This window comes from Patulibacter sp. SYSU D01012, assembly GCF_017916475.1.
Taxonomy (GTDB): domain Bacteria; phylum Actinomycetota; class Thermoleophilia; order Solirubrobacterales; family Solirubrobacteraceae; genus Patulibacter.
Genome location: NZ_JAFMTB010000001.1, coordinates 657,716 through 680,195 on the forward strand (window position 1 = coordinate 657,716; position 22,480 = coordinate 680,195).

The 22,480-nt window shown below is 76.3% G+C and carries 18 protein-coding genes; 13 read left to right on the forward strand and 5 right to left on the reverse strand.

Annotated features, from left to right (window positions below):
* Positions 1–60 precede the first annotated feature (60 nt).
* The 3 genes from J3P29_RS02920 to thiL all read left to right on the forward strand — a co-directional run bounded on the left by J3P29_RS02920 (position 61) and on the right by thiL (position 3,495).
* Positions 61–2,181: a transglycosylase domain-containing protein gene (locus J3P29_RS02920; RefSeq protein ID WP_210491536.1), complete on the forward strand. Its 2,121-nt coding sequence runs from the start codon at positions 61–63 to the stop codon at positions 2,179–2,181.
* Between the two features lie 89 nt (positions 2,182–2,270).
* Complete coding sequence (gene infA / locus J3P29_RS02925) at positions 2,271–2,489, forward strand: translation initiation factor IF-1 (RefSeq protein ID WP_007577037.1); 219 nt, start codon at positions 2,271–2,273, stop codon at positions 2,487–2,489.
* A 28-nt stretch (positions 2,490–2,517) separates the two neighbouring features.
* The gene (gene thiL, locus J3P29_RS02930; RefSeq protein ID WP_210491537.1) at positions 2,518–3,495 is read left to right on the forward strand and encodes a thiamine-phosphate kinase; all 978 of its coding nucleotides are present in this window, start codon (positions 2,518–2,520) and stop codon (positions 3,493–3,495) included.
* An 87-nt stretch (positions 3,496–3,582) separates the two neighbouring features.
* Here thiL and J3P29_RS02935 read toward each other — a convergent pair whose 3' ends face one another.
* On the reverse strand, positions 3,583–5,487 hold the full coding sequence (locus tag J3P29_RS02935; RefSeq protein ID WP_210491538.1) for a M28 family peptidase: 1,905 nt from the start codon (positions 5,485–5,487) through the stop codon (positions 3,583–3,585).
* 79 nt (positions 5,488–5,566) lie between these two features.
* Between J3P29_RS02935 and J3P29_RS02940 the strand changes: the two genes are divergently transcribed.
* The 3 genes from J3P29_RS02940 to J3P29_RS02950 all read left to right on the forward strand — a co-directional run bounded on the left by J3P29_RS02940 (position 5,567) and on the right by J3P29_RS02950 (position 9,215).
* On the forward strand, positions 5,567–6,271 hold the full coding sequence (locus J3P29_RS02940; protein ID WP_210491539.1) for a response regulator transcription factor: 705 nt from the start codon (positions 5,567–5,569) through the stop codon (positions 6,269–6,271).
* Positions 6,272–6,274: 3 nt separating this feature from the next.
* Positions 6,275–7,648, forward strand: coding sequence for a HAMP domain-containing sensor histidine kinase (locus J3P29_RS02945; protein WP_210491540.1), 1,374 nt, complete (start codon positions 6,275–6,277; stop codon positions 7,646–7,648).
* Between the two features lie 88 nt (positions 7,649–7,736).
* On the forward strand, positions 7,737–9,215 hold the full coding sequence (locus J3P29_RS02950; protein ID WP_210491541.1) for a trehalose-6-phosphate synthase: 1,479 nt from the start codon (positions 7,737–7,739) through the stop codon (positions 9,213–9,215).
* 91 nt (positions 9,216–9,306) lie between these two features.
* Here the strand turns inward: J3P29_RS02950 and J3P29_RS02955 are convergent, their stop codons facing one another.
* Entirely contained in the window at positions 9,307–9,975 is a 669-nt protein-coding gene (locus tag J3P29_RS02955; RefSeq protein WP_210491542.1) for a hypothetical protein, read from the reverse strand.
* 140 nt (positions 9,976–10,115) lie between these two features.
* On the opposite strand from J3P29_RS02955, the gene rpsF reads away from it, so the two are divergent.
* From rpsF to J3P29_RS02990, 7 genes are all read left to right on the forward strand, one after another.
* Positions 10,116–10,484 (forward strand): 30S ribosomal protein S6, encoded by a 369-nt coding sequence (gene rpsF / locus J3P29_RS02960; protein ID WP_210491543.1) that lies wholly within the window; start codon positions 10,116–10,118, stop codon positions 10,482–10,484.
* Positions 10,485–10,737: 253 nt separating this feature from the next.
* Positions 10,738–11,385, forward strand: coding sequence for a single-stranded DNA-binding protein (ssb, locus tag J3P29_RS02965; RefSeq protein ID WP_210491544.1), 648 nt, complete (start codon positions 10,738–10,740; stop codon positions 11,383–11,385).
* Between the two features lie 195 nt (positions 11,386–11,580).
* Complete coding sequence (gene rplI, locus J3P29_RS02970) at positions 11,581–11,976, forward strand: 50S ribosomal protein L9 (RefSeq protein WP_349239755.1); 396 nt, start codon at positions 11,581–11,583, stop codon at positions 11,974–11,976.
* 179 nt (positions 11,977–12,155) lie between these two features.
* On the forward strand, positions 12,156–13,736 hold the full coding sequence (gene dnaB, locus J3P29_RS02975) for a replicative DNA helicase (RefSeq protein WP_210491546.1): 1,581 nt from the start codon (positions 12,156–12,158) through the stop codon (positions 13,734–13,736).
* A 3-nt stretch (positions 13,737–13,739) separates the two neighbouring features.
* Entirely contained in the window at positions 13,740–14,819 is a 1,080-nt protein-coding gene (locus J3P29_RS02980) for an ATP-binding protein (protein WP_210491547.1), read from the forward strand.
* Between the two features lie 108 nt (positions 14,820–14,927).
* A complete protein-coding gene (locus J3P29_RS02985; RefSeq protein WP_210491548.1) occupies positions 14,928–16,244 on the forward strand; it encodes an adenylosuccinate synthase in 1,317 nt (438 codons plus the stop codon).
* An 80-nt stretch (positions 16,245–16,324) separates the two neighbouring features.
* Positions 16,325–19,501, forward strand: a complete 3,177-nt coding sequence (locus J3P29_RS02990; protein ID WP_210491549.1) for a BTAD domain-containing putative transcriptional regulator — start codon at positions 16,325–16,327, stop codon at positions 19,499–19,501.
* On the opposite strand, the gene J3P29_RS02995 is transcribed toward J3P29_RS02990, so the two are convergent.
* The 3 genes from J3P29_RS02995 to J3P29_RS03005 all read right to left on the reverse strand — a co-directional run bounded on the left by J3P29_RS02995 (position 19,483) and on the right by J3P29_RS03005 (position 22,458).
* Entirely contained in the window at positions 19,483–20,361 is an 879-nt protein-coding gene (locus J3P29_RS02995; RefSeq protein ID WP_210491550.1) for an ABC transporter permease, read from the reverse strand. The two genes, J3P29_RS02990 and J3P29_RS02995, sit on opposite strands and share 19 nt — an antisense overlap.
* On the reverse strand, positions 20,358–21,347 hold the full coding sequence (locus J3P29_RS03000; RefSeq protein ID WP_210491551.1) for an ATP-binding cassette domain-containing protein: 990 nt from the start codon (positions 21,345–21,347) through the stop codon (positions 20,358–20,360). The genes J3P29_RS02995 and J3P29_RS03000 overlap by 4 nt, the downstream gene beginning before the upstream one ends.
* A gap of 232 nt (positions 21,348–21,579) precedes the next feature.
* Positions 21,580–22,458: an N-acetyltransferase gene (locus J3P29_RS03005; RefSeq protein ID WP_210491552.1), complete on the reverse strand. Its 879-nt coding sequence runs from the start codon at positions 22,456–22,458 to the stop codon at positions 21,580–21,582.
* Positions 22,459–22,480: the final 22 nt, after the last annotated feature.

Consider the following 22,480-nt stretch of genomic DNA (forward strand, 5'->3'; position numbering starts at 1 on the left):
GCAGTCCCGGATGCAACCGGCAGGGGCGGGGGCGTCGGGGCAGTACCCTGGACCGGTCCTATGTCCTACGCAGCGCGCAGACGCCGACAGCGGCGCACGAAGGGTGGCGTCGGTCGCGTCCTCCTGGTCTTCCTCGCCCTGATCGTCGTGGCCGCCGGCGGCGCCGCCGCCGCGGGCGCCGGCTGGGTCATGAGCGTCGCCGACGGCGCCAACCTCGACGACCTCGACCAGGTCGATCCGGGGACGACGTCCGTCGTCTACGCCGCCGACGGCACCCGCCTGGGCTTCCTCCGCGGCTCCACGCTGCGCGAGGTGATCGCGACGAAGGCGATGTCGCCGCTGGTCCGCGAGGCCACGGTGGCCGTCGAGGACCGTCGCTTCTACCAGCACAAGGGCGTCGACGTGGAGGGCGTGTTCCGCGCCGCCACGCGCAACATCACGAGCGGCGGCAACGTCGAGGGCGCGTCGACGCTCGAGATGCAGCTCATCCGCAACCTGTGGACGCAGGACACGTCGGGCAGCATCGAGCGCAAGATCCGCGAGGCGAAGCTGGCCCAGCAGCTCGAGGACATGCACCCGGGCCGCAAGGGCAAGGAGTGGGTGCTGACGAAGTACCTCAACTCCGTCCCGTACGGCAACGCGAAGAACGGCCTGGAGATCAAGGGCGTCGAGGCCGCGTCGCGCATCTACTTCGAGAAGCCGGCATCCAAGCTGACGCTGGCTCAGGCGGCGATGATCGCGGGCCTGCCGCAGGCCCCGTCGCAGTACAACCCGTACCTGCACCCGACGTCGACCCTCAAGCGCCGCAACGAGGTCATCGACCGCATGGCCGACCAGGGCATGGTCACGCAGCGGTCCGCTGCGCGGGCGAAGGCGTCCGGCCTGGGCGTCAAGGACGGCCGCTACTACGTCTCCGGCCGCGAGCAGGCGTTCGTCGACTACGTCCGCACCGAGCTCGTCAAGCGCTACGGCCGCAAGGTCGTCAACGAGGGCGGGCTGAAGGTCTACACGACGATCGACCTGAAGAAGCAGCAGCAGGCGCGCGCGTCGCTGGCGAAGAACGTCACGCCCCTCGGCGGCCCCTCCGGCGCCGTCGTCTCGCTCGAGCCGGACACGGGCGACATCGAGACGATGGCGACGACCGCCCAGTACGGGCAGAACAAGTACAACCTGATCACCCAGGGCGAGCGCCAGCCCGGATCGACGTTCAAGATCATGGTGCTCATGGCCGCCCTGCGGGAGGGCATCGACCCGGACAAGACGACGTACGTGTCGCGCTCGGGCGAGACCCTCCTGACGTCGGCCGAGACCGGCGGCGAGCCCTGGGCCCCGAAGACGTACGGCGGCGACAGCGGCGGCTCGATGACGATCCGCAAGGCGACGCTCAAGTCGGACAACTCCGTCTACGCGAAGCTCGGCCTGGACGTCGGCCCCGAGAACGTCGTCAAGGCCGCGAAGGACATGGGCGTCACCTCGCCGCTCAAGCCGTACCCGTCCATCTCGCTCGGCTCGCAGACCGTCACGCCGCTCGAGATGGCGCGCGCCTACGCGACGATCGCCAACGGCGGCAAGAAGATCGTCCCCCGCGCGATCACGAAGGTCGTCTTCCCCGACGGCAAGGTCGAGCGCCCGCAGCGGGTCCGCGCCAAGCGCACCTTCGAGCCGGGCGTCGCCAGCGAGGCCACGTCGATCATGGCCGACAACGTCAAGGGCGGCACGGGCACGAAGGCGCAGCTGCCCGACTGCCCGGCCGCGGGCAAGACCGGCACGACCGACAAGGAGGTCGACGCCTGGTTCAACGGGTTCACCCGCGGGATGGTCACGACCGTGTGGGTCGGCCACGCGACCGGCAACGTCTCCATGCCGGGCATGCAGGGCGGCGGCGTGCCGGCGCAGACCTGGCACGACTACATGGCGGTCGCCAAGGGCGGATCGTGCGGGCCGTTCCGCACCGCGCCCTTCAGCGGCACCGCCGGCCACGGCAAGTGGGCCCGCGGCGGCTCGTCCGACAAGGACGCGGCGTCCACCGCGGACGACGACTCGACCGGCAGCACCGAGGGCGGGTCGACGGCCGCGGGCGACGACGCCGCCGCCGGCACCCGGGCCAGCGACGACGACGGGTCGCAGGATCCGTACCCCGCCGACAGCTACGAGTCGGCGCCGCAGGACCCGCCGAACTGACCCCGACCGCCCCGGATCGCCCGTCGCGACGGGCGATCCGTGCGCGGGCGCACGCCCTCCGTACGGCGCCGACTGGTACCGTAGGTGGGATGGCGAAAGAGGATAAGGTCGAGTTCGAGGGCGAGGTCGTGGAGGCCCTGCCCAACGCCATGTTCAAGGTGCAGCTCGACAACGGGCACGAGGTGCTCGGGCACGTCGCCGGCAAGATGCGCCGCTTCCGCATCCGCATCCTTCCGGGCGACCGGGTGCGCGTCGAGGTCTCCCCGTACGACCTGAGCCGCGCCCGCATCGTCTACCGCCACCGGTAGCCGCCCCGCGCGCCCGGCGCCCCCGCACGTGGGCGAGCGCGCGCTCATCCGGTCGTTCACGGCGGGCCTGCGGCCCCGGGACGACCGCCTCCTCCTCGGTCCCGGCGACGACGCCGCCCTCGTGCGGCCCGCCGGCGCCGTCGCCGTGACGAGCACCGACACCACGGTGCTCGGCGTCCACCTGCCCGCCGACGACCCCCGCGTGACGCCGGCCGTCGTCGGCCACCGCGCCCTGGCGACCGCCGTGTCCGACCTGGCGGCGATGGGCGTGCCCGGCGGCGAGGCGTACGTGGCGCTCACCGTGCCCCCGTCGTGGGGCGACGACGACGTCCTCGCGGCCGTGGCGGCGATGGAGGAGCTGGCCGCCCGCAGCGGCACGACGATCGCCGGCGGCGACGTGACCGCGGGCGACGCCCTCGTCGTCACCGTGACGGTCGTCGGCTGGGCGGCCGACGAGCACGCCGTGCTGCGCCGCGACGCCGCGCGGCCCGGCGACCTGGTCGGGGTGACCGGGGCGCTCGGCGGCAGCACCGCCGGCCTGGCGCTGCTCACGACCCACCCGGACGTGGCGCTGCCCGCGGCCGAGCGCGAGGCGCTCGTGCGGCGCTACCTGCGCCCCGAGGCGCGCCTGGACGCCGGCGTGGCGCTGCGGCGCGCCGGGGTGCGGACCGGCATCGACCTGTCCGACGGCGTCGCGACGGACGCCGGCCACGTCGGCCGGCGCTCCGGCGTGGTCGTCGAGGTCGACGTGGCCCGCCTGCCGCGGCAGGCGGGCGTCGACGCGGTCGCCGCCGCGCAGGGCCGCGACCCCGCCGAGCTCGCTGCCGCGGGCGGCGAGGACTTCGAGCTGCTCGTGACCGCCCCGGCCGCCCTCGCGGCGGGCCTGGACGGCGTGACGTGGGTCGGCGCCGTGCGGTCGCCGGCGCCGGGCGAGGAGCCCGGCGTGCGCCTGCACCGCGCGGGCGCCCCGGTGGCCTGGGCCGGCTTCGAGCACCGCGCCGGCTGACCCCTCCGCGCCGCCCCCCGGTCATCCCAGCGCGCGGCCGGTCCCGCGCGCGCGGGCCCGGCGCCGCGGATCGCCCGTCGGCGCGGGCTAGCCCTCGGGCCGCGGCCGGAGCGCCCGGCCGCCGGGGGGATCGCGGCGCACGGGCTCGGTCCAGCCGCCGTCGGCGTCCCAGGTGCCGTCGCCCCAGTCGTCGGCGTCCCACGCGTCCTCGGGACCTTCGTCCGCGGGCGGCGCGTCGTCGGCCACGGCGGCCTCGTCGGGCGCCGGCGGGGCGGGCTCGGGCGCGGGCGCGCGCCGCAGGCGGCGGCGCGGCGGGCGCGGTCGTCCGCGCCGCAGCGGGGGCACGAGGGTCATCGCGGTCGCCGCCCCCGCGCCGATGACCAGGCTGATCAGGAGCATCCCGAGCGGCGAGATGTGGCCGCCCGCGACGAGCAGCAGCGCCCACCACGGGGCCTGCACGAGCGGCACGTCCAGGTCCGCCACGACGGTCAGCGCGGCGGCCACCGGCAGCAGGGCGCCGAGCGCCGCGATCGCGACCCGCTGCGGCCGCTCCAGCCCCGGGAGCGGGGCGATCGCCGCCGGCCAGGCCACGAGCGCCGGCGTCAGCAGCACCGCGGTGACGGGGTTGCGGACGAGCGCGGCGACGAAGGCGATCAGCACCACGAGGAAGACGCCGAACGCCACGGACGTGCGCGTCGGCCGGTGCCGGCCGGTCGCCTCGCGGGTCAGGAAGGGGCGGGCGACGGCGATCGTCCCGACGACGAGCAGGACGAGCGCGACGACGGCCACCCACGCGCCGGTGCCGGGCCGCAGCGCCGGCCCGCCGAACGGCGCGGGCGTCGCCGGGTCGACGAGCCCGACGCGTCCCAGGCCGATCGCCACGAGCCCCGCGATCAGCGGCCCGGCCGCGCACCCGAGCGTCCACGCCAGCCCGGCCAGGACCGTCAGGGCGTCCCGCGCGACGGCGAGGGCCAGCACGAGCGCGCCGGCCAGCAGCGGCAGCAGGAGCGCGACGAGCAGGACGCGCACGGCCCACGACGGCAGCTCCTGGCCGGCCACGACGAGTCCCGTCTGCGGCGGGCCGACGCGGGCCAGGCTGCCGTCGACGGCGAGCACGCTGCGCAGCGCGCTGCGGCCGAACGCCTCGAACCGGCGCGCGTCGAGCGGCGCCCCGGCGGGCGGGGGCAGCGCCGTCCCCGTCGTCAGCAGGACGGCCGGGATCCCCGCCTGGTTCAGCTCCGCCTGCTCGCCGACGGACGCCGGCAGGCCGCGGCGGGCCAGCTGCTTCCACAGCCCGTCCGAGGTCGCCGGGCGCAGCCCCTCGGCCCGCAGCGCCTCCTCCACGGTCCGCCCCAGGCGGACCGGCGCGCCGGCGGGGCCGTTCGACCATCCCAGGACGCGCGCGGGCCGTCCGCCGTCGCCCGACAGGTCGCCCAGCACGATCGCGGCCGCCACGGGCTCGCTCGTCTCGCGCGCCAGGCGCGTGGCCCCGGCCAGCCCGCCGCCCGAGCCGCCGGTCGTCGACACGAAGCGGATCGTGTGCCGGAAGCGGCCCTGGCCCGCGGCGCGCGCGACCGCCAGCAGCCCCGCCGTGCCCGTCATCTCGGCGCGGGCGCCGCGGCCCAGGGCGTCGCGGTGGGCGACCACGAGGATCTCGGGCCCCGGCTGGCCGGGCAGCGTGGCGGAGACGTTCTCCAGCGTCCGGGCGCCGTCCGGCGTGTCGGCCTGGAAGCGGTCGACGGTGACCGTGGCGGTCGGCACCGCGCGCCGCAGCTCGTCGCGCACCCGGCGCGCCAGGGCGGCGTCGCCCGGCGAGCCCGCGCGGCGGTCGGGGTAGGCGTCGGCGAGGGTCCCCGTCAGGCGCACGCCGGCCGCGCCGTCGAAGACGTCGGCGGGGAGGGTCGCCTTCAGCGGGCCCGGCAGCCGCGCGAGCGAGAACGCCGCGATGAGCACCGCCAGCAGCAGCGCGCCGATGCCGACTCTCGTGGCCAAGGACCGCCAGCGTATCGGCGGACTAGGCTGTGGACGTCGTCCGTCCCGGCCCGGCGCCGCGAGGGACGCCCACGCCGCCATGCCCGCACCCGCCCGCATCCTGGTCGTCGACGACGAGGAGTCCATCCGGACGCTCCTCGCCTTCCCCCTGCGCCGCGACGGCCACGAGGTCGTCACGGTCGAGGACGGGACGCAGGCGCTCGACCAGTTCGAGCGCGTCCGTCCCGACCTCGTCCTGCTCGACGTGATGCTGCCGGGCGCCGACGGCTTCGAGATCTGCCGCCAGATCCGGACGCGCTCGACCGTCCCGATCATCATGCTCTCGGCGCGCGGCGAGGAGGGCGACCGGGTGACCGGGCTCGAGGCCGGCGCGGACGACTACGTCACGAAGCCGTTCTCCGTCCGCGAGCTGCGCAGCCGGGTGCGGGCCGCCCTGCGGCGCGCCGCGATGCCCGCCGCGACGACCGGCGAGACGCCGTCGATCGCGGTCGGCGACCTGGTCATCGACCCGGACCGCCGCCGCGTGACGGTGCGCGGCGAGGAGGTGGAGCTGACGCACCTGGAGTTCGAGCTCCTCGCCACGCTCGCCTACGCCCCGGGGCGCGTCTTCACCCGCGACATGCTCCTGGAGCGCGCCTGGGGCGGCTCCGCGTACCGCGAGCGGCGCACCGTCGACGTCCACGTGCTGCACCTGCGCGAGAAGATCGAGCAGAACCCGAAGCAGCCGGAGTACATCGTCACGGTGCGCGGCCTCGGGTACCGCTTCCGCGACGCGGACGACTGAGCCGTGCGCCGGTCGCTGCGCCGCCGGCTCGTCGTCGCGTTCGTGGCCGTGACGCTCGTCGCGGTCGTGGCGATCGCGCTCGAGGTGGTCCCGACGCTCGAGTCCTCGCTGTCGCAGTCCCGGCTGCGGGCGCTCGCCGACGACACCCGGGTGACGCTGGACGGCGCCGAGACGGGCACGCCGGCCCGCGAGCGGCGGCTCGTCGAGCGGCTGGCCGTGCGCACCGGCGGCGAGGTCGTCGTCCTGGAGCGCGACGGACGCGGGATGGCGGTGCGCCGGCGGGCGTCGCCGCGCGACGCCGCGACGACCCCCGCGCTGCTGCGCCTGGCCGCGCGGGCGGGCGCCGAGGACGCGACGGTCCGCGACGTCGACGGGGGCGACGACCTCGTCGCCCGGGTGGCGACGCCCGTGCCGCCGGTGGTCCGCGGCGGACGCCCCGGGGTCCTGGTCGTCACGGAGGGCCTGGACGACGTGCGCGCGACGGTGACGCTCGTGCGGCGGCGGGTGCTCCTGGGCGGCCTGCTCGGCCTGGCGGTCGCGCTCGTCACGGGCGCGGCCTACGCGTACGGCCTGTCGACGCGGCTGCGGCGGCTCGAGCAGGGCTCGCGCGCCGTGGCCGCCGGGCGCTTCACGACGCGCTTCCCGGTCGGGGCCCAGGACGAGCTGGGGTCGCTCGCGCGGTCGCTCGACACGATGCAGCGCCAGCTCGCCGAGCTCGACGACGGCCGCAAGCGGTTCATCGCGACGGCGTCGCACGAGCTGCGGACCCCGCTGCAGTCGCTCTCGGGCTTCGTCGAGCTGCTGCGCGACGAGGACCTGACCGAGGACGAGCGGCGCGACTTCCTGGACCGCCTGGCGGACCAGGTGCAGCGCCTGACCCGCCTGTCCTTCGACCTGCTGGACCTCTCCCGGCTGGAGAGCGGCGGCCTGGACCTGCGGCCGGAGGACACCGACCTGCACGACCTGGCCGAGCGCGTGGCCGGCGAGTTCGCGCCCGTCGTCGAGCGCCAGGGCCGGTCGCTGCGGGTCCGGCTGGTCGGCCCGCGGGTGATGCAGCGGATCGATCCCGACCGCGTCGAGCAGGTCGTGCGGATCCTCGTCGACAACGCGCTCAAGCACTCTGGCCCGCGGGCCGCCGTCGAGCTGCGGGTCGAGCGCGCGAACGGCGGCGGCCGGATCGCCGTGCACGACGAAGGGCCGGGCATCCCGCCCGAGCGGCTGGCGCAGGTCTTCGCGCCGTTCCACGGCACCGGCGACGGCTCCGGCGCGGGCCTGGGCCTGGCGATCGCCCGCGAGCTGGCGCACCGGATGCGCGGCGAGCTGCGGGTGCAGAGCGGCTCCGACGGGACGACGTTCACCCTCGAGCTGCCGCGCTGATCGCGGCGCGGGGCGGGCGTCGCCGCGGCGTGCGCCCGTGCACACGATGGTGACGGGCCCGCGACGCCCGGGCGGTACGCTCGTGCCGATGTCGGAATCGCGCCAGCAGCAGCCGCTCGTCCTCGTCTCGAACCGCGGCCCGGTGACGTTCGACACGGACGGCTCGATCCAGCGCGGCACCGGCGGCCTGGTGACCGCCCTCTCGGGCCTGGCGACGTACCGCGAGGTCACCTGGGTGGCCAACGCGATGGGCCGCGGCGACGCCGAGCAGGCGCGCAAGCACGACGGCAAGGCGTTCCGCGTGCAGTCGCCCGTCGGCGGCGACTACGACGTGCGCCTGGTGGTGAGCGACGAGGAGGCCTACGAGTCCTTCTACTCGATCATCTCGAACCCGATGCTGTGGTTCATCCAGCACAACCTGTGGGACCTGTCGAACGCGCCGGACATCCGCCGGCACGAGGTCGACGCGTACGAGTACGGCTACAAGCTCGTCAACGAGGACCTGGCCCGCGCGGTCGTCGAGGAGATCGACGGGGTCGACGAGCCCGTCGTGATGATCCACGACTACCACCTGTACCTGCTGCCGCAGATGATCCGCGAGCGGCGCCCGGACGTCTTCCTGCACCACTTCGTCCACATCCCGTGGTCGCAGTCCGACGCCTGGCGGGTGCTGCCGTCGAAGATGCGCGAGGAGATCTACCGCGGCATCCTCGCCAACGACATCATCGGCTTCCACACGCGGTCCTACCGGCGCAACTTCCTGCAGTGCTGCGAGGACCTGCTGGGCCTCGAGGTGGACCACGCCCAGGGCGTCGTCCGGATCGACGACCGCGAGGTGTGGGTGCGCGCGTACCCGCTGCCGATCGACGCGGCGTCCACGCGCACCGTCTCGCGCCGCGTGCGCGTGCGGCAGTTCGAGGACGAGCTGCTGCGCCGTCGCCGCGACTTCATGATCCTGCGCGTCGACCGCGCCGACCTGTCGAAGAACGTGCTGCGCGGGTTCTCGGCGTTCGACCTGTTCCTCGAGCAGCACCCCGAGTTCAGCGAGCGCGTGACCTTCGTCGCGCAGCTCATGCCGTCCCGCACGGACGTGCCGGAGTACCGGGAGTACCTCGAGCGCATCGAGGCGCTCGTCGCGGTCGTCAACCACCGCCACGGCACGCCGGACTGGATGCCGATCCAGCTCAAGCTGCGCGACGACCTGGAGGAGGCGATGGCCTCCTACCGCCACTACGACGCCCACATCGTCAACGCGATGTTCGACGGCATGAACCTGGTGGCGAAGGAGGGGCCGATCGTCAACGAGCGCAACGGCGTGTCGATCCTCTCCGAGAACACGGGCGCCCACGAGGAGCTCGGCGAGTTCGCCCTGACGGTCAACCCGTTCGACGTGCAGGAGCTGGCGGACATGATCCACCGGGCGCTGACGATGTCGAACGAGGAGCGCCGCCGCCGCGCGGACGGCCTGCGCGAGATCGTCCTGGCCCGCAACCCCGGCGACTGGATCGACGACCAGCTGGCCGACATCCGCCGCAAGGCGTCGGGCGCGGCCGCGCACGACGACTGAGGACGCCCCGGCGTCGGCCGGCGGGCCGACGTGCGCGCTGCGGCGTGAGGCCCCCGACTCCGGCGCCCGGCCGGAGTCCGCCGCGGCGGCGTCACAGGCCGAACTCCGCCTCGGCGCTGCCGCCGGGCGCGGGACGGGGCGGCGCCGCGGGGGCCGGCGCGGGGGCCGGGGCGGGCGGCGTCGCGGGGACCGGGGGCGGCGCGGGCGGCCGGTCCGCGGGGGCCGCGGGCCGGGCCGCGGCCGCGCCGCCACCCGCACCCGCCCGGCGGCGCGCGGCCCGGGGCCGGCGCCCGCCGGCCACGCGCCGGGCGCGGGCGGCGGCCCGCCGGGCGCGGGCCCGTCGGCGCTGGCGCGCTGCCGCGCGGGCCGCGGCGCGCTGACGGCGCTCCGCGGCGGCCGCGGACGGGGCCGCGTCGGCGCCGTCGCGCGAGGGCGGCGACGACCCGTCGCGCCGCTGCTCCGCGCCCGGGCGGTCCTCGGCGGCCGTCGCCTCGGCGGGGCCGACGTCGGCTGCGCCGGCCGCCGCGTCCTGCGGCACGCCCGCGTCCCCGGCGTCCCCGGACCAGGTGCGGTCCTCCTTCGGGGCCGGCGCGTCCACCCCGACCGGCGCCGCGCGGCCGTCGGGCACCGCGGGCGCGCCGCCGCCCAGCCGCGGCCCGGCCGCGACGAGGAGGACGGCCACCAGCACGGCGGCGATCGTGGCGACGTTGCCCCACCGGACGCGGCGGAGCAGGGACGGGGACGGGGGCGCATCGGACATCGTGCCGGGGAGACCTGTGGCATCCTCGGGTCTCGCCCCCGCGGATCCCGCGCGTGCGCCGTCCCGCCCGGCGGGCCCCGCGCGACTCCGGGCCCGGCGCTTTGCTAGTGTCGACCGTCGCTTCAACGCGAACTCTTCTTATGGCCGCTCCCGCTCCCTCTTACGACCTCGTCCTCCTCCTCCACGCGTCCGCCGAGGAGGAGACCCGGCAGAAGCTCTCCTCCGACGTGGAGAAGCTGATCCAGGACCAGGGCACCCTCTCCGAGGGCCGCGAGTGGGGCGTCCGCCAGCTCGCCTACCCCATCGCCGACGAGGCGACGGCCGAGTACCGCGTGTTCCGCTTCCAGGGCCCCGCCGCCCTGCTGAACGAGCTCGACCGCCAGCTCAAGATCAGCGACACGGTCCTGCGCCACCGCATCATCAAGCTCGAGCGCAACCCGGTCGACCTGCCCGACCTGCGCGAGATCGACGCGGAGGCCGCCGCGGCCGCTGCCGCCGACGCGAGCTAGTCGCCGCACCGCCTTCCCGCCGGCCCCGCGCCGGCGACCCGAGCGCCGCCCCACGGGCGGCGCTTCGTCGTTCCGGGCCCGCCGTGCACGTCGTCGTGCACGCCGCCGGTGGGCCTGGGATGCTCCCTGACCTGAGCACCCGTGCCGTCGCGTGCCGCAAGGCCGGCGGACGTGTGCCGAACCCGCGCGCCGCGGGCCCGGCCCCGCCGCGGCCGCTACGTTCGCCCGACGCAACCCCGAGAAAGAGGACCCCATGCCGATCAACCGCGTCACGATCGTCGGGAACCTGACCCGCGACCCCGAGCTGCGAGGCCTGCCCTCGGGCGGGTCCGTCTGCAGCCTCCGCGTGGCCGTCAACGAGCGCCGCAAGGACCAGTCCGGCCAGTGGTCGGACGTGCCGAACTTCTTCAACGTCACGATCTTCGGCAACTCCGCCGACAACGCGGCGAAGTTCCTCACGAAGGGCCGCCAGGTCGCCGTGGACGGTCGCCTCCGCTGGCGCGAGTACCAGGACAAGGACGGCAACCGCCGCGAGGCGATCGAGATCGTCGCGCAGGAGGTCCAGTTCATCGGCGGCCGCGAGGGCGGCGGCGGTGGCGGTCAGGGCGGCGGCGGCTGGGGCGGCGGCCAGCAGGGCGGCGGCGACGACTGGGGCGGCGGTGGCGGCGGCCAGGGCGGCGGCGGCTTCAACGGCCCCGGAACGTCGTACCCGGTGGACCAGGGCGACTTCGGCGGCCCGCCCGCCGGCGGCGGCGGCGGGGGCCAGCAGGGCGGCGGCTGGAGCGGCGGCGGTGGCGGCGGCGGCCAGCAGGGCGGCGGCGGCTGGGGCGGCGGTGGCGGCCAGCAGGGCGGCGGCAACGCGCCGGCGCCCGCCCCGGCCGACGACGACATCCCGTTCTAGGCCGCGAGCGCGGCCCGCGGCCCGATCCGGTCGCGGAGCCGGGCCGCGCCGAGGCCCGCGGACCTGCGACAATCTCCCGTCCTGCTGAGGGGCGCGGCGCCGTGCCGCGCCCGGCACGACAGAAGCGACTCTGACCGTATGCCTGAGGCAATTCTTCTCCAGGACGTTCCGCAGCTCGGCTCCAAGGGAGCCGTCGTGGAGGTCTCCAAGGGGTACCTGCGCAACTACCTGCTGCCGCGCAAGCTGGCGGCCCCGGCCACGAAGGCCCTGCTCGAGGACGCCCAGCGCGTCGCCGCCGCGCACTCGCGCCAGCGTGCCGAGGCCATCGCGCAGGCGCGCGAGCAGGCCGACGCCCTGACGAACACCGTCCTGACGATCGCCCACCAGACGGGTGAGGACGGCCGGCTGTTCGGCTCGGTCACCAACCAGGACATCGCCGAGGCGATCCAGGAGGCCCGCGGCATCGAGGTCGACCGCCGCAACGTGCGCCTGGCCGACCCGATCCGCGCGACGGGCACCTACGTCGTCGACGTCGAGCTCGCCGAGGGCGTCATCGCCAACGTCAAGACCATGGTGGTCGCCGAGCGCTAGCGCGCTCCGCGCCGGCCGAGGCCGGCGTCCCCGCAGCACCCGCGACGGCGCCGGCACCCCCGGCGCCGTCGCCGTCTCCGGACGGGTCTCCGATCCGTCCACCTTCTTCCCGCTACCTGCGCCCGAGCCCCTCGGGCTTCCGGCCGACCGCTGGTAGCGTCGATCGTCGGTCCGCACCCATGGCATCCGAGCACGACATCCCGCCCTACGACGACGGCGCGTCCTTCGACGCCGGCCACCACGACGACTACGTCCCGATCGACGACTACGACGGGGGGGACGGCGGCATCGGCCCCGCGCACGTGCCGCCGCACGACCTGCACGCCGAGCAGGCGGTGCTCGGCGCGATGATGCTCTCCGACCAGGCGCGCTACGGCCTGACCGTCGAGGACGGCCTGAAGGCCGAGGACTTCTACGCCCCGCAGCACCAGGCGATCTTCGAGGCGATCCGGCGGCTGTACGCCGAGAACCACCCGGTCGACTCGATCACCGTCGTCGAGCAGCTGCGGCGCACCGGCACCCTGGACCAGGCCGGCGGCCGCGAGGCGGTCTGGCAGCTGACCGCGGCGGTCACCGAGGTCGCCGCCCTGCCCCGCCACGCGCAGATCGTGCAGGGGCTGGGCAAGATGCGCCGGCTGCTCGCCGCCACGTACGAGATCCAGGGCGCCGTCCTCAAGGGCGAGGACGACCCCGACCTGATCGTCGAGCAGGCGCAGGGCCTGGTCTTCGACGTCTCCGAGGACGAGGACAACAAGGGGCTGCGCACCGTCGCGTCGTTCATCGACGACGAGGTCAAGCGCCTCGAGGAGCTCGAGAAGGACGGCCGCGACATCACCGGCCTGGAGACGGGCTTCCGCGACCTGGACAAGGAGACCGCCGGTCTGCAGCCGGGCGCGATGATCGTCCTGGCCGCCCGTCCCGCGATGGGCAAGTCCGCGTTCGTCACCAACCTGGCCGAGAACGTGGCCCTGCAGAACAAGGGCGCCGTCGCCCTGTTCTCGCTCGAGATGCCCGAGCGCGAGCTGCTGCAGCGCGTCCTCGCGTCCCAGGCCGCGATCAAGGGCGACGACGTCCGCAAGGGCCGCATCGGCGACCGCTGGCCCGACGTCCTCGAGGTCGCCGACCGCCTGGCGCAGGCGCCGCTCTACATCGACGACTCGTCCGACATCGGGATCATGGAGATCCGCGCGAAGGCCCGGCGGCTGCACGCCAGCCACCCGCACGGCGTCTCGCTCGTGATCGTCGACTACCTGCAGCTCATGCGCGCGGACGGCCGCGCCGAGAACCGCGTGCAGCAGATCGGCGAGATGTCGCGAGGGCTGAAGATCCTGGCGCAGGAGCTGTCCTGCCCGGTCATCGCGCTGTCGCAGCTCTCCCGCGCGGTCGACTCGCGCCCGGACAAGCGGCCGCTGCTGTCCGACCTGCGCGAGTCGGGGAACATCGAGCAGGACGCCGACCTCGTGATGTTCCTGTACCGCGACGACTACTACAACAAGGAGACCGCGGAGCCCGGCGTCGCCGAGCTGATCATCGCGAAGAACCGCTCGGGCCGGACGGACACGATCCGCCTGCTGTTCCAGGGCGAGTACCCGCGCTTCCTGACCATGGCCCAGCCGTCGCAGGGGATGGGCGGCCCGCCCGCGACCTTCTCCGGCCCCGGCGCGCCCGCGCCGGGCGGCCCGCCCGCGCCGTCCGGCCCGCCCGTCGGGGTGGGCGGGCCGCCCCTGCCGGGCGGCGGTCCGCCGCTGCCGAGGACGTAGCCGATGCGCTGCGCCTACGGCCTCTGCGACGGCTCCGGCTGGACCGTCGACGAACGCACGCGGACGGCGACGCCGTGCCGCTGCCTGCCCGAGCAGCGGGCCGCGCGCACGGCGCGCTCGCTGCGCGCCCGCATCCCGCGGGAGTACCAGGACGCGTCGTTCGACCACACGAACATCAACGGGCTGCCGCGCGCGGCGGTCCGCCAGGTGCGTCGCTACGTCGAGACCCTCGACGAGCGCCTGGGCGCCGGCGACGGCCTGTGGATCTCGGGCTCCATCGGCACGGGCAAGACGTGGCTGGCGATGCTCGTCGCCCGCTACGCGATCGAGCGCGGCCAGGCCGTCGCGGTCTACTCCGTCCCGCGCCTGCTCTCCGAGATCCGGCGCACCTACGACGGCGAGGGCCGGACGACGCTCGAGCTGCTCGACCAGCTGACGAGCGTCACCCTGCTCGTCCTCGACGACGTCGGCACCGAGCGCACCAACCCGTGGGTGCTCGAGCAGCTGTACTCGATCATCAACGAGCGCTGGCAGGAGCGCCGCGCGATCGTCCTGACGACGAACCTGGACCCCGAGCAGATGCGCGAGCAGCTCGGCGAGCGCGCCGTCTCGCGCCTGGTCGGGATGTGCGAGACCGTGCTCGTGGAGGGCGTCGACCACCGCACCGGGCGGCACTACCTGGACCCGGGGCCCACGCAGTTCGACGACCCGCCGGACGGCCCGCGGCCCGGCGCGACCGGTCACGCCGGTCTCGGCCCCACGCACCCGTCGCACGGCGGCGACGGCCCGTCGCCTGCGCGGCGCGGCGACGGCCAGGGCTACGGCGACGCCTGGGACGCCGCGGCCGGCCGATCGGCGCCGCAGGGCGACCCCTACGACGCGCCGCGGCCCGGCGGATCGCCCCTGGGCCCGCCCCCGCCGTTCGATCCGCGCGACGCCGAGGCCGCCGCCGCGTGGGACCGGGGCGCCGACGGCCACGCCGCCGCGCGCCCGGCGCCGCCCACCTGGGGCGTCGACCCGGACGCCGCCCGCCCGCCGGTGCGCCACGTGCACCGCGAGGACGACCACCGCCGGCGCCGCTGAGCCGGCCGTCGGGCGCGGCCGGGGCCGCCCGTCCGCCCCGCCGGCCGGCCGGTCCGTGCGGCCCCGCCGGGCGGGGCCGCGGTCCCGGCCGGTACCCTTCCCCCGGTCATGCCAGGCATCGTGATCGTGGGCGCCCAGTGGGGAGACGAGGGGAAGGGCAAGCTCGTCGACCTGCTGGCGGAGCGCTCCGACGTCGTCGTCCGCTTCCAGGGCGGCAACAACGCCGGCCACACGATCGTGCACGGCGACGTCAAGTACGCCTTCCACCTCGTGCCGTCCGGGATCCTCTACCCGGGCACGACGTGCGTGATCGGCAACGGCGTGGTCGTCGACCCCGAGGTCCTCCTCGGCGAGCTCGCGCAACTCGGGACGCAGGGCGTGGACTCGTCCGGGCTGCGCATCAGCCCGAACGCGCACGTGATCATGCCGTACCACAAGTTCCTGGACGTGGCGGGCGAGACGCGCCTGGGCAAGAACCAGATCGGCACGACGAAGCGCGGCATCGGGCCCTGCTACGCGGACAAGGCGCTGCGCCTGGGCATCCGCATCCAGGACCTGCTCGACGAGGCGATCCTGAAGAAGAAGATCGTCGCCGCGATGGAGCCGAAGGCCCGCTCGCTGCGCCCCTGGGAGCGCGACCCCGAGCTGGACCTGCAGGCGATGACCGAGAAGTACCTCGCCTTCGGCCACAAGCTCGAGCGCCACGTCGCCGACACCGCCGCCCTCGTGTGGGACGCGCTCGACGGCGGGGGCAACGTGCTCTTCGAGGGCGCCCAGGCCGCGCTGCTGGACATCGACCACGGGACGTACCCCTTCGTCACGTCGTCCAACCCGGTCGCGGGCGCCGCGGCCGTGGGGTCGGGCGCCGGCCCGAAGGACCTGGACGAGATCTGGGGCGTCGTGAAGGCGTACTGCACCCGCGTCGGCGCCGGCCCGTTTCCGACGGAGCTCGACGGACAGCTCGCCGCCGACCTGCGCGAGAAGGGCGGCGAGCGCGGCACGACGACCGGCCGCGACCGCCGCATCGGCTGGCTCGACCTCGTCGCGCTGAAGTACGCCGCGCGCCTCTGCACGCTCGACCAGATCTGCATCACCAAGCTCGACGTCCTCTCGGGCCAGGAGACCATCAAGGTCGCCACCCAGTACCGCTCGCAGGACGACGCGGTCCTCGAGCGCTACCCGTACCACCAGACGGTGCTGCACCACGCGACGCCCGTCTACGACGAGCTTCCCGGCTGGGAGGAGGACATCTCCTCCGCCCGCACCCTCGCCGACCTGCCGCAGGCCGCGCGCGACTACCTCGACTACATCGAGGAGGCCGTCGGCGTGCCGATCGGCATGATCGGCGTGGGCCCCGGCAACGACGAGATCATCTGGACCGAGAAGGGCCGTGCGTCGGCCGCCGGCCGCGCCGCCGGCGTCTGACCCGCGGCGGGCCGGGGCCGCCGCGGGCGCCGGCGCGCCCGGCTCGCGGCGCCGGCCGCGCCGTCGGGCAGACTGACCCCGTGGCCGCGGCCCTCACCCTCCTGCACGGCGTCCGCCGGGACGGCGTCGCCGTCCCCGGCGCCCGCTCGCACGCGCTGCTCGCCGCGCTCGCGCTCGCGGAGGGCCGCGCCGTCCGCGCCGACCGCCTCGTCGCGTCGATCTGGGGCGACGAGCCGCCGGCGAACGCCGCGAAGGCGCTGCAGGTCGTCGTCTCGCGCACCCGCGCGGCGTGCGGCGCCGACGCGGTGGCGTCCGCCGACGGCGGCTACCGCCTGGGCCTGGACCCGGACGCCGTCGACGCGCTGCGCCTGCGCCGCCGGACCGACCGCGCCGCCCGCGCGCTCGACGACGACCCGGCGGCCGCGGCGGCCGCCGCCCGCGAGGCCGTCGCGCTCGGCGCCGGGGTGGCCGCGCCGGCGGCGGACGAGGACGGGCCGCTCGCGGCGCTCCTGCGGGACGCGGTCGCCGACGCCGCGCGCGCCCGCGCGCTGCTGGCCCGCGCCTGCTCGCGTACGGGCGACCACGTCGAGGCGCTCCCGGCGCTCGAGGCGGCCCACGGCGCCGACCCCGACGACGAGGCGCTTCTGGCCGACCTGCTGCGCAGCGAGGCCGCCGTCCGCGGCCCGGGCGCCGCGCTCGAGCGCTACGAGCAGCACCGGCAGGCGCTGCGCGACCGCCTGGGGGCCAGCCCCGGCGAGCCGCTGCGGCGGGTCCACCGCGAGCTGCTCGCCCTCGACCGGCCGGTGCGCGCCGGGGTGCGCCACGACGCCACGACGCTGCTCGGCCGCGACGCGGACGTCCGGCGGCTGAAGACGCTGCTCGCCGGCTCGCGGGTGGTCTCGATCGTCGGGCCCGGCGGGCTCGGCAAGACGCGGCTCGCGCACCTGCTGGCGCGCGAGGCCGAGCAGCCCGTCGTCCACGTCGTCGAGCTCGTCGGCGTCACGGCGCCCGACGACGTCGTCGGCGAGCTCGGGTCGGTGCTCGGGGTGCGCGACTCCGTCGCCGGCCGCCGTGCCCTGACGCCCGAGCAGCGCGCCGACGTCCGCTCGCGCGTGGCGCAGGCGCTCGGCCGGGCGCCGACGCTGCTCGTGCTGGACAACTGCGAGCACGTCGTCGACGCCGTCGCCGGGCTCGTCGCGTTCCTCGTCTCGCAGACCGCCGACCTGCGGGTGCTGACCACGAGCCGCGCCCCGCTCGCGATCGCCGCCGAGCGGGTGCACCTGCTCGGCGCGCTCGGCGACGACGACGCGCGGCGGCTGTTCCGCGAACGCGCCGTCGCGGCGCGGCCCGGCGTGCGGCTGGACGACGCCGCCGTCGCCGCGGTCGTCGACCGGCTCGACGGCCTGCCGCTGGCGATCGAGCTGGCCGCGGCCCGCGTCCGCGCGATGGCGGTCGAGGACGTCGCCCGCCGGCTCGCCGACCGGTTCGCGCTGCTGCGGGGCGGCGACCGCGCCGCGCCCGACCGCCACCGCACGCTCGAGGCGGTGATCGGCTGGTCGTGGGACCTGCTCGACGACCCCGGCCGACGGGCGCTGCGGAGGCTGGCGGTCTTCCACGACGGCTTCACGCTCGACGCCGCCGACGCCGTGCTCGGCGGCGACGCGCTGCCGGCGGTGCAGGACCTCGTCGCGCAGTCGCTGCTGACGGTGGAGGAGTCCGCGACCGGGATCCGCCACCGGATGCTGGAGACCGTCCGCGAGTTCGGCCTGCTGCGGCTGCGCGAGGAGGGCGAGGAGCCGGACGCGCGCGCGGCGCACCGCGCCTGGGCGGTCGGCGTGGCCACGGCGCACGGCTGCCGGCTGTACGGCCCCGAGCAGTTCGCCGCGATCGACGCGCTGGCGGCGGAGGACGCGAACCTGGCGGACGCGCTGCGGGCGGCGTTCGCCGACGGCGACGTCGACGCCGCGGTCGCCCTGGTCGCCGCGCTCGCGGGGATGTGGTCGATCCGCGGGGAGCACGTGCGGGTGATGCCGCTGGCGGTCCCCCTGAGCGAGGCGATCGCCGACTGGCGTCCGCCGCCCGCGCTGCGCGACGCGGCGCGCGCGGCCGCGTCCGTCACGCTGACGAACACCATGATCGGGCGGGACGAGGCCACGCCCGGGCTGCGCGCGCTGCTGGTCCGCCTGGCCGACGAGCCGCCCGGGCATCCGCAGCTCGCGGCGTCCTCGCGCGTCGCGCTGCGGTTCGACCCGGAGGTGCCGCGCGCGCTCCCCGCGGGCCTCGAGCCGCTCTGCGACGACCCGGACCCGCAGGTGGCCCGGATCGCGCTGCAGTGGATGGCCCACACCCGCGAGAACGCCGGCGACCTGGAGGGCGCCGTGGCGACCGCCCGCCGCGCGCTGGACCTGGTGAGCGCCGACGACGGGCCGTGGGCGGCGGCGATCCTGCGCACCCAGCTCGCCGAGCTGTCCGCGGCGCTCGGCGACCACGCCGCCGCGGGCCGCCACGCCCGGGCGGCGCTCCCCGTCCTGGCCCGGCTGGGCGCACGGGACGACGAGGTGCACATGCACGGGCTGGTGGCCCTGGAGGCGATCGCCGACGGGCGGCTCCGCGACGCGCAGGCCACGATGGAGACGATCGAGGCCACGGCGCCGGCCGAGGCCGTCTTCGGGGGCCGGGCCGCGCGGGCCGTCAGCCGGGCTGAGCTGCGCCTGGCGCGCGGCCTGCGCGCCGAGGGCCTGGCGGCCTACCGGGAGGCGACGGAGACCGTCGACGCGCTCACCTTCCCCGGCGTCACCCCGACGGGCCTGGAGCCCTGGGTGATCTTCGTCGAGAGCGCCGCCGTCGCCGGGTTCGCGCACCACGCGGGGCCGGAGGAGGAGGCGGAGGGCCGCGCGCGGGCGCGCACCGGCGCCGACCGCGTCGCCCGGCTGCTGCGGCGGGACGACCCGTACACGGATCATCCCGTCGTCGGCGCGGGGCTCTTCGCGGCCGGCACGTGGTGGACGCTGCGCGAGGACGGGCCCGTCGAGGGCGCCCTGCGGCTGCTGGTGCTGGCGGAGCGCTTCTCCTACAACCGCACCGTCCCGTCGATGGCCTGGGCGCCGGTGGCCGCGCGGGCCGAGGAGCGCGCGCCGGGCCGCCTGGCCGCGCTCCGCGACGAGACGGCCGGCCTGGAGGACGCGGCGCTGCGGCGCGCCGCGCTGCGGGCGGTCGAGGCGCTGCTCGCCGCCGCGGATCAGACCCGCTTGGCGTAGCTGCGGACCGCCAGCGGCGCGAAGACCGCCACCACGACGGCGGCCGCCAGCAGCGTCCAGCCGACGTCGGCGCTGACCGTCCCCGCGTTGGCCAGGTCGCGCGTGGCGGAGACCAGGTGCGAGACGGGGTTGAGCTCGACGAACGTGCGGAGCCCGCGCGGCAACGTGTCCACGGGGACGAACGCGTTGGACAGGAACGTCAGCGGGAACAGGATCATCATCGACATCCCCTGCACCGCCTGCGCGCTGCGGGCGATCGTGCCGATCCAGGTGAAGATCCACGCGAGCGACCAGCCCGTGACGATCGCGAGCAGGATCGCGCCGAGCACGCCGAGGGCGCCGCCGTCGGGCCGGTAGCCGATGATCAGGCCCATCACGAGGGTCAGCACGGACGCGGTGGTGAAGCGCACCAGGTCCGCCACCATCGGGCCGGCGAGCGGGGCGATGCGGGCGATCGGCAGGGAGCGGAAGCGGTCGAAGACGCCCTTCTCCATGTCCTCGCGCAGCTGCACGCCGGCGGCCATGCAGGTCGTCAGCACCGTCTGGGCGAGGATGCCCGGGACCATGAGCGGCAGGTAGCTCTTCACGTCCCCCGAGATCGCGCCGCCGAAGACGTAGGCGAACATCACCGTGAAGATGATCGGCTGGAAGACGACGTCGAAGAACTGCTCGGGGTTCCGGCGCATCTTCAGCAGCGCTCGCCACGCGAGGGCGAGCGTCTGCGTCGCGGCCTCGCGCAGCGTCGTGCGCGGGCGCGTCCGGGCGACGGCCTCCGCGGGGTCGACGGAGATCCCCCGGGCGCCGAGCTGACTGAGGGTCGGGGCGCCCGCGGCGGCGGGCGGGGCGGTCGTGGTGCTCATGCGGCCACCTCCGTGGCGTCGTGGGCGTCGGGGGTCGGGCCGGTCGTGTCGTGACCGGTGAGCGCGAGGAAGACCTCGTCGAGGGTGGGCTTGGCGACGCTCACCGCGTCGACCGCGACGCCGGCCTGGCGCAGCCCGATGAGGACGTCGGCGGCGCGGTCGGCCGCCGGCAGCGGGACGTTCAGGCGCGCGGACTCCGGGGTGCGCACCGGCTCCTCGCCGAGCTCGCGGCGGACGACGTCGGCCGCGAGGGTGGCGTCGGCGTCGGGCCCCAGGGTCAGCTGCAGCGTGGACGCGCCGACGGAGGACTTCAGCTCGTCCGGCGTGCCCTGCGCGACCTTCCGGCCGCGGTCGATGACCGCGATGCGGTCCGCGAGCTGGTCGGCCTCGTCCAGGTACTGCGTCGTCAGCAGCACGCTGCAGCCGCCCGCGACGAGCGCGCGGATCGTGTCCCACATCTGCCCGCGGGTGCGCGGATCCAGGCCGGTCGTCGGCTCGTCGAGGAAGATCAGCGGCGGCCGGGTGATCAGGCTGGCGGCCAGGTCCAGCCGCCGGCGCATGCCGCCGGAGAACGCCGAGATGGGGCGGTCGGCGGCCTCCTCCAGCCCGAAGGCCGCGAGCAGCTCGGCGGCCGTCCTGCGGGCGTCGGGGCGCGGCAGCCCCTGCAGCCGGCCGAACAGCCGCAGGTTCTCGGTGGCGGTGAGGTTCTCGTCGACGGAGGCGTACTGGCCGGTGACGCCGACGAGCTGGCGGACGCGGTGCGGCTCGCGCGCCACGTCGACGCCGAAGACCTCGGCGCGGCCGCCGTCGACCGGCAGCAGCGTGGCGAGCATCTGCAGCATCGTCGTCTTGCCGGCGCCGTTCGGGCCGAGCACGCCGAAGATCTCGCCCGGCCGGACGGTCAGGTCCACGCCGTCGACGGCGCGCAGGTCGCCGAAGACCTTGACGAGGCCCTCGGCGTGGACGGCGGGGGTGGATGTGGACATCGCGGCTCCTGGCCGGCCGGGGACGGAAGGGTCCGGCCGTGGGAGCCACGATGGGGGACGGCGGTTTCACGGCGGCGTCGCCGCGGTTTCGCGCGGCGGCGGGCCGGTGTCGGCGTCGGCGACGGCGCCCGGCGCGCGCTGGGCGCCGTCGCCGACGCGCGGGGGCGGCGAGGCGGCCGTCGGCGACGCGGTCCGTCCGCCGCCGCGGGGCGGCGGGCCCGGGCGCCGGACGTCAGCGCAGGCGGTCGGCGTCGGGCACCGCGCCCGCGTCGCGGGCGGGCACGCCCATGACGCGGCGCCCCTCGCCGACGTCCTTCGTCACGACCGCGCCGGCGGCGACGAAGGCGTCGGGACCGACCGTGACACCGGGCACGAGCACCGCCCGGCCGCCGACGCGCGAGCCGCGCAGGATCGTCGCGCCGGCCAGCGCGAGCGGCTGCGGCACGCCGTCCTCGGTCTGCTCGACGCGGCCCATCCGGTCGTCGTTCGTCGTCGTCACGCCCGGGCCGAGGAAGACGTCGTCCTCGACGACGCTGCGCGCGGTGACATAGACGTCCGTCTGGATGCTGACCCGCGCGCCGACCGCGACGTCGCAGTCCACGGTGCTGCCGCGCCCGACCACGGTGTCCTCGCCGATCGTCGCGCGCTCGCGCACGAACGCCTGGTCGCCGACGATCGTGCGCGCGCCGACGACGGCGCCGGCGTTGAGCACGGCGTGCGCGCCGATCGTCACGTCGTCGCCCAGCCGCAGCGGCGCCGGCGGCTCGGCGCTCGCCGCGGCCGAGCCGACGCGCAGCCGCGACGGCTTGCCGAGGACCGCGTGGTCGCCGACGACCGCGCCGGCGCCGACGTGCGTGCCGGGGTGGACGACGACGTGCGAGCCGATCTGGGCGCCGGCGCCGACGACGACGTCGTGGTGCAGGACGGCGTGCGGCCCGACGACGACGCGCTCGCCGAGCACGCAGCGGGCGTCGATCACCGCGTACGGCGCCACGCGGACGCCGGCCTCGAGCCGCGCCTCGGCGCCGATCATCGCCCCCGAGCCCGCGGTGGCGAGCGGATCCGCGACCGCCGACGGGTGCATCGTGGGGCGGGGCGCGCGGCGGGCCATCGCCGCAGGGTACCCCGGGCCG

Bases quoted from the DNA above. Each gene is read 5' to 3' on its own strand.
- infA (WP_007577037.1), top strand. From the start codon at position 2,271: ATGGCGAAAGAGGATAAGGTCGAGTTCGAGGGCGAGGTCGTGGAGGCC.
- J3P29_RS02985 (WP_210491548.1), top strand. From the start codon at position 14,928: ATGCCAGGCATCGTGATCGTGGGCGCCCAGTGGGGAGACGAGGGGAAG.
- J3P29_RS03000 (WP_210491551.1), bottom strand. From the start codon at position 21,347: ATGTCCACATCCACCCCCGCCGTCCACGCCGAGGGCCTCGTCAAGGTC.
- ssb (WP_210491544.1), top strand. From the start codon at position 10,738: ATGCCGATCAACCGCGTCACGATCGTCGGGAACCTGACCCGCGACCCC.
- rpsF (WP_210491543.1), top strand. From the start codon at position 10,116: ATGGCCGCTCCCGCTCCCTCTTACGACCTCGTCCTCCTCCTCCACGCG.
- J3P29_RS02940 (WP_210491539.1), top strand. From the start codon at position 5,567: ATGCCCGCACCCGCCCGCATCCTGGTCGTCGACGACGAGGAGTCCATC.
- J3P29_RS03005 (WP_210491552.1), bottom strand. From the start codon at position 22,458: ATGGCCCGCCGCGCGCCCCGCCCCACGATGCACCCGTCGGCGGTCGCG.
- J3P29_RS02950 (WP_210491541.1), top strand. From the start codon at position 7,737: ATGTCGGAATCGCGCCAGCAGCAGCCGCTCGTCCTCGTCTCGAACCGC.
- dnaB (WP_210491546.1), top strand. From the start codon at position 12,156: ATGGCATCCGAGCACGACATCCCGCCCTACGACGACGGCGCGTCCTTC.
- J3P29_RS02980 (WP_210491547.1), top strand. From the start codon at position 13,740: ATGCGCTGCGCCTACGGCCTCTGCGACGGCTCCGGCTGGACCGTCGAC.
- J3P29_RS02995 (WP_210491550.1), bottom strand. From the start codon at position 20,361: ATGAGCACCACGACCGCCCCGCCCGCCGCCGCGGGCGCCCCGACCCTC.
- J3P29_RS02920 (WP_210491536.1), top strand. From the start codon at position 61: ATGTCCTACGCAGCGCGCAGACGCCGACAGCGGCGCACGAAGGGTGGC.
- J3P29_RS02955 (WP_210491542.1), bottom strand. From the start codon at position 9,975: ATGTCCGATGCGCCCCCGTCCCCGTCCCTGCTCCGCCGCGTCCGGTGG.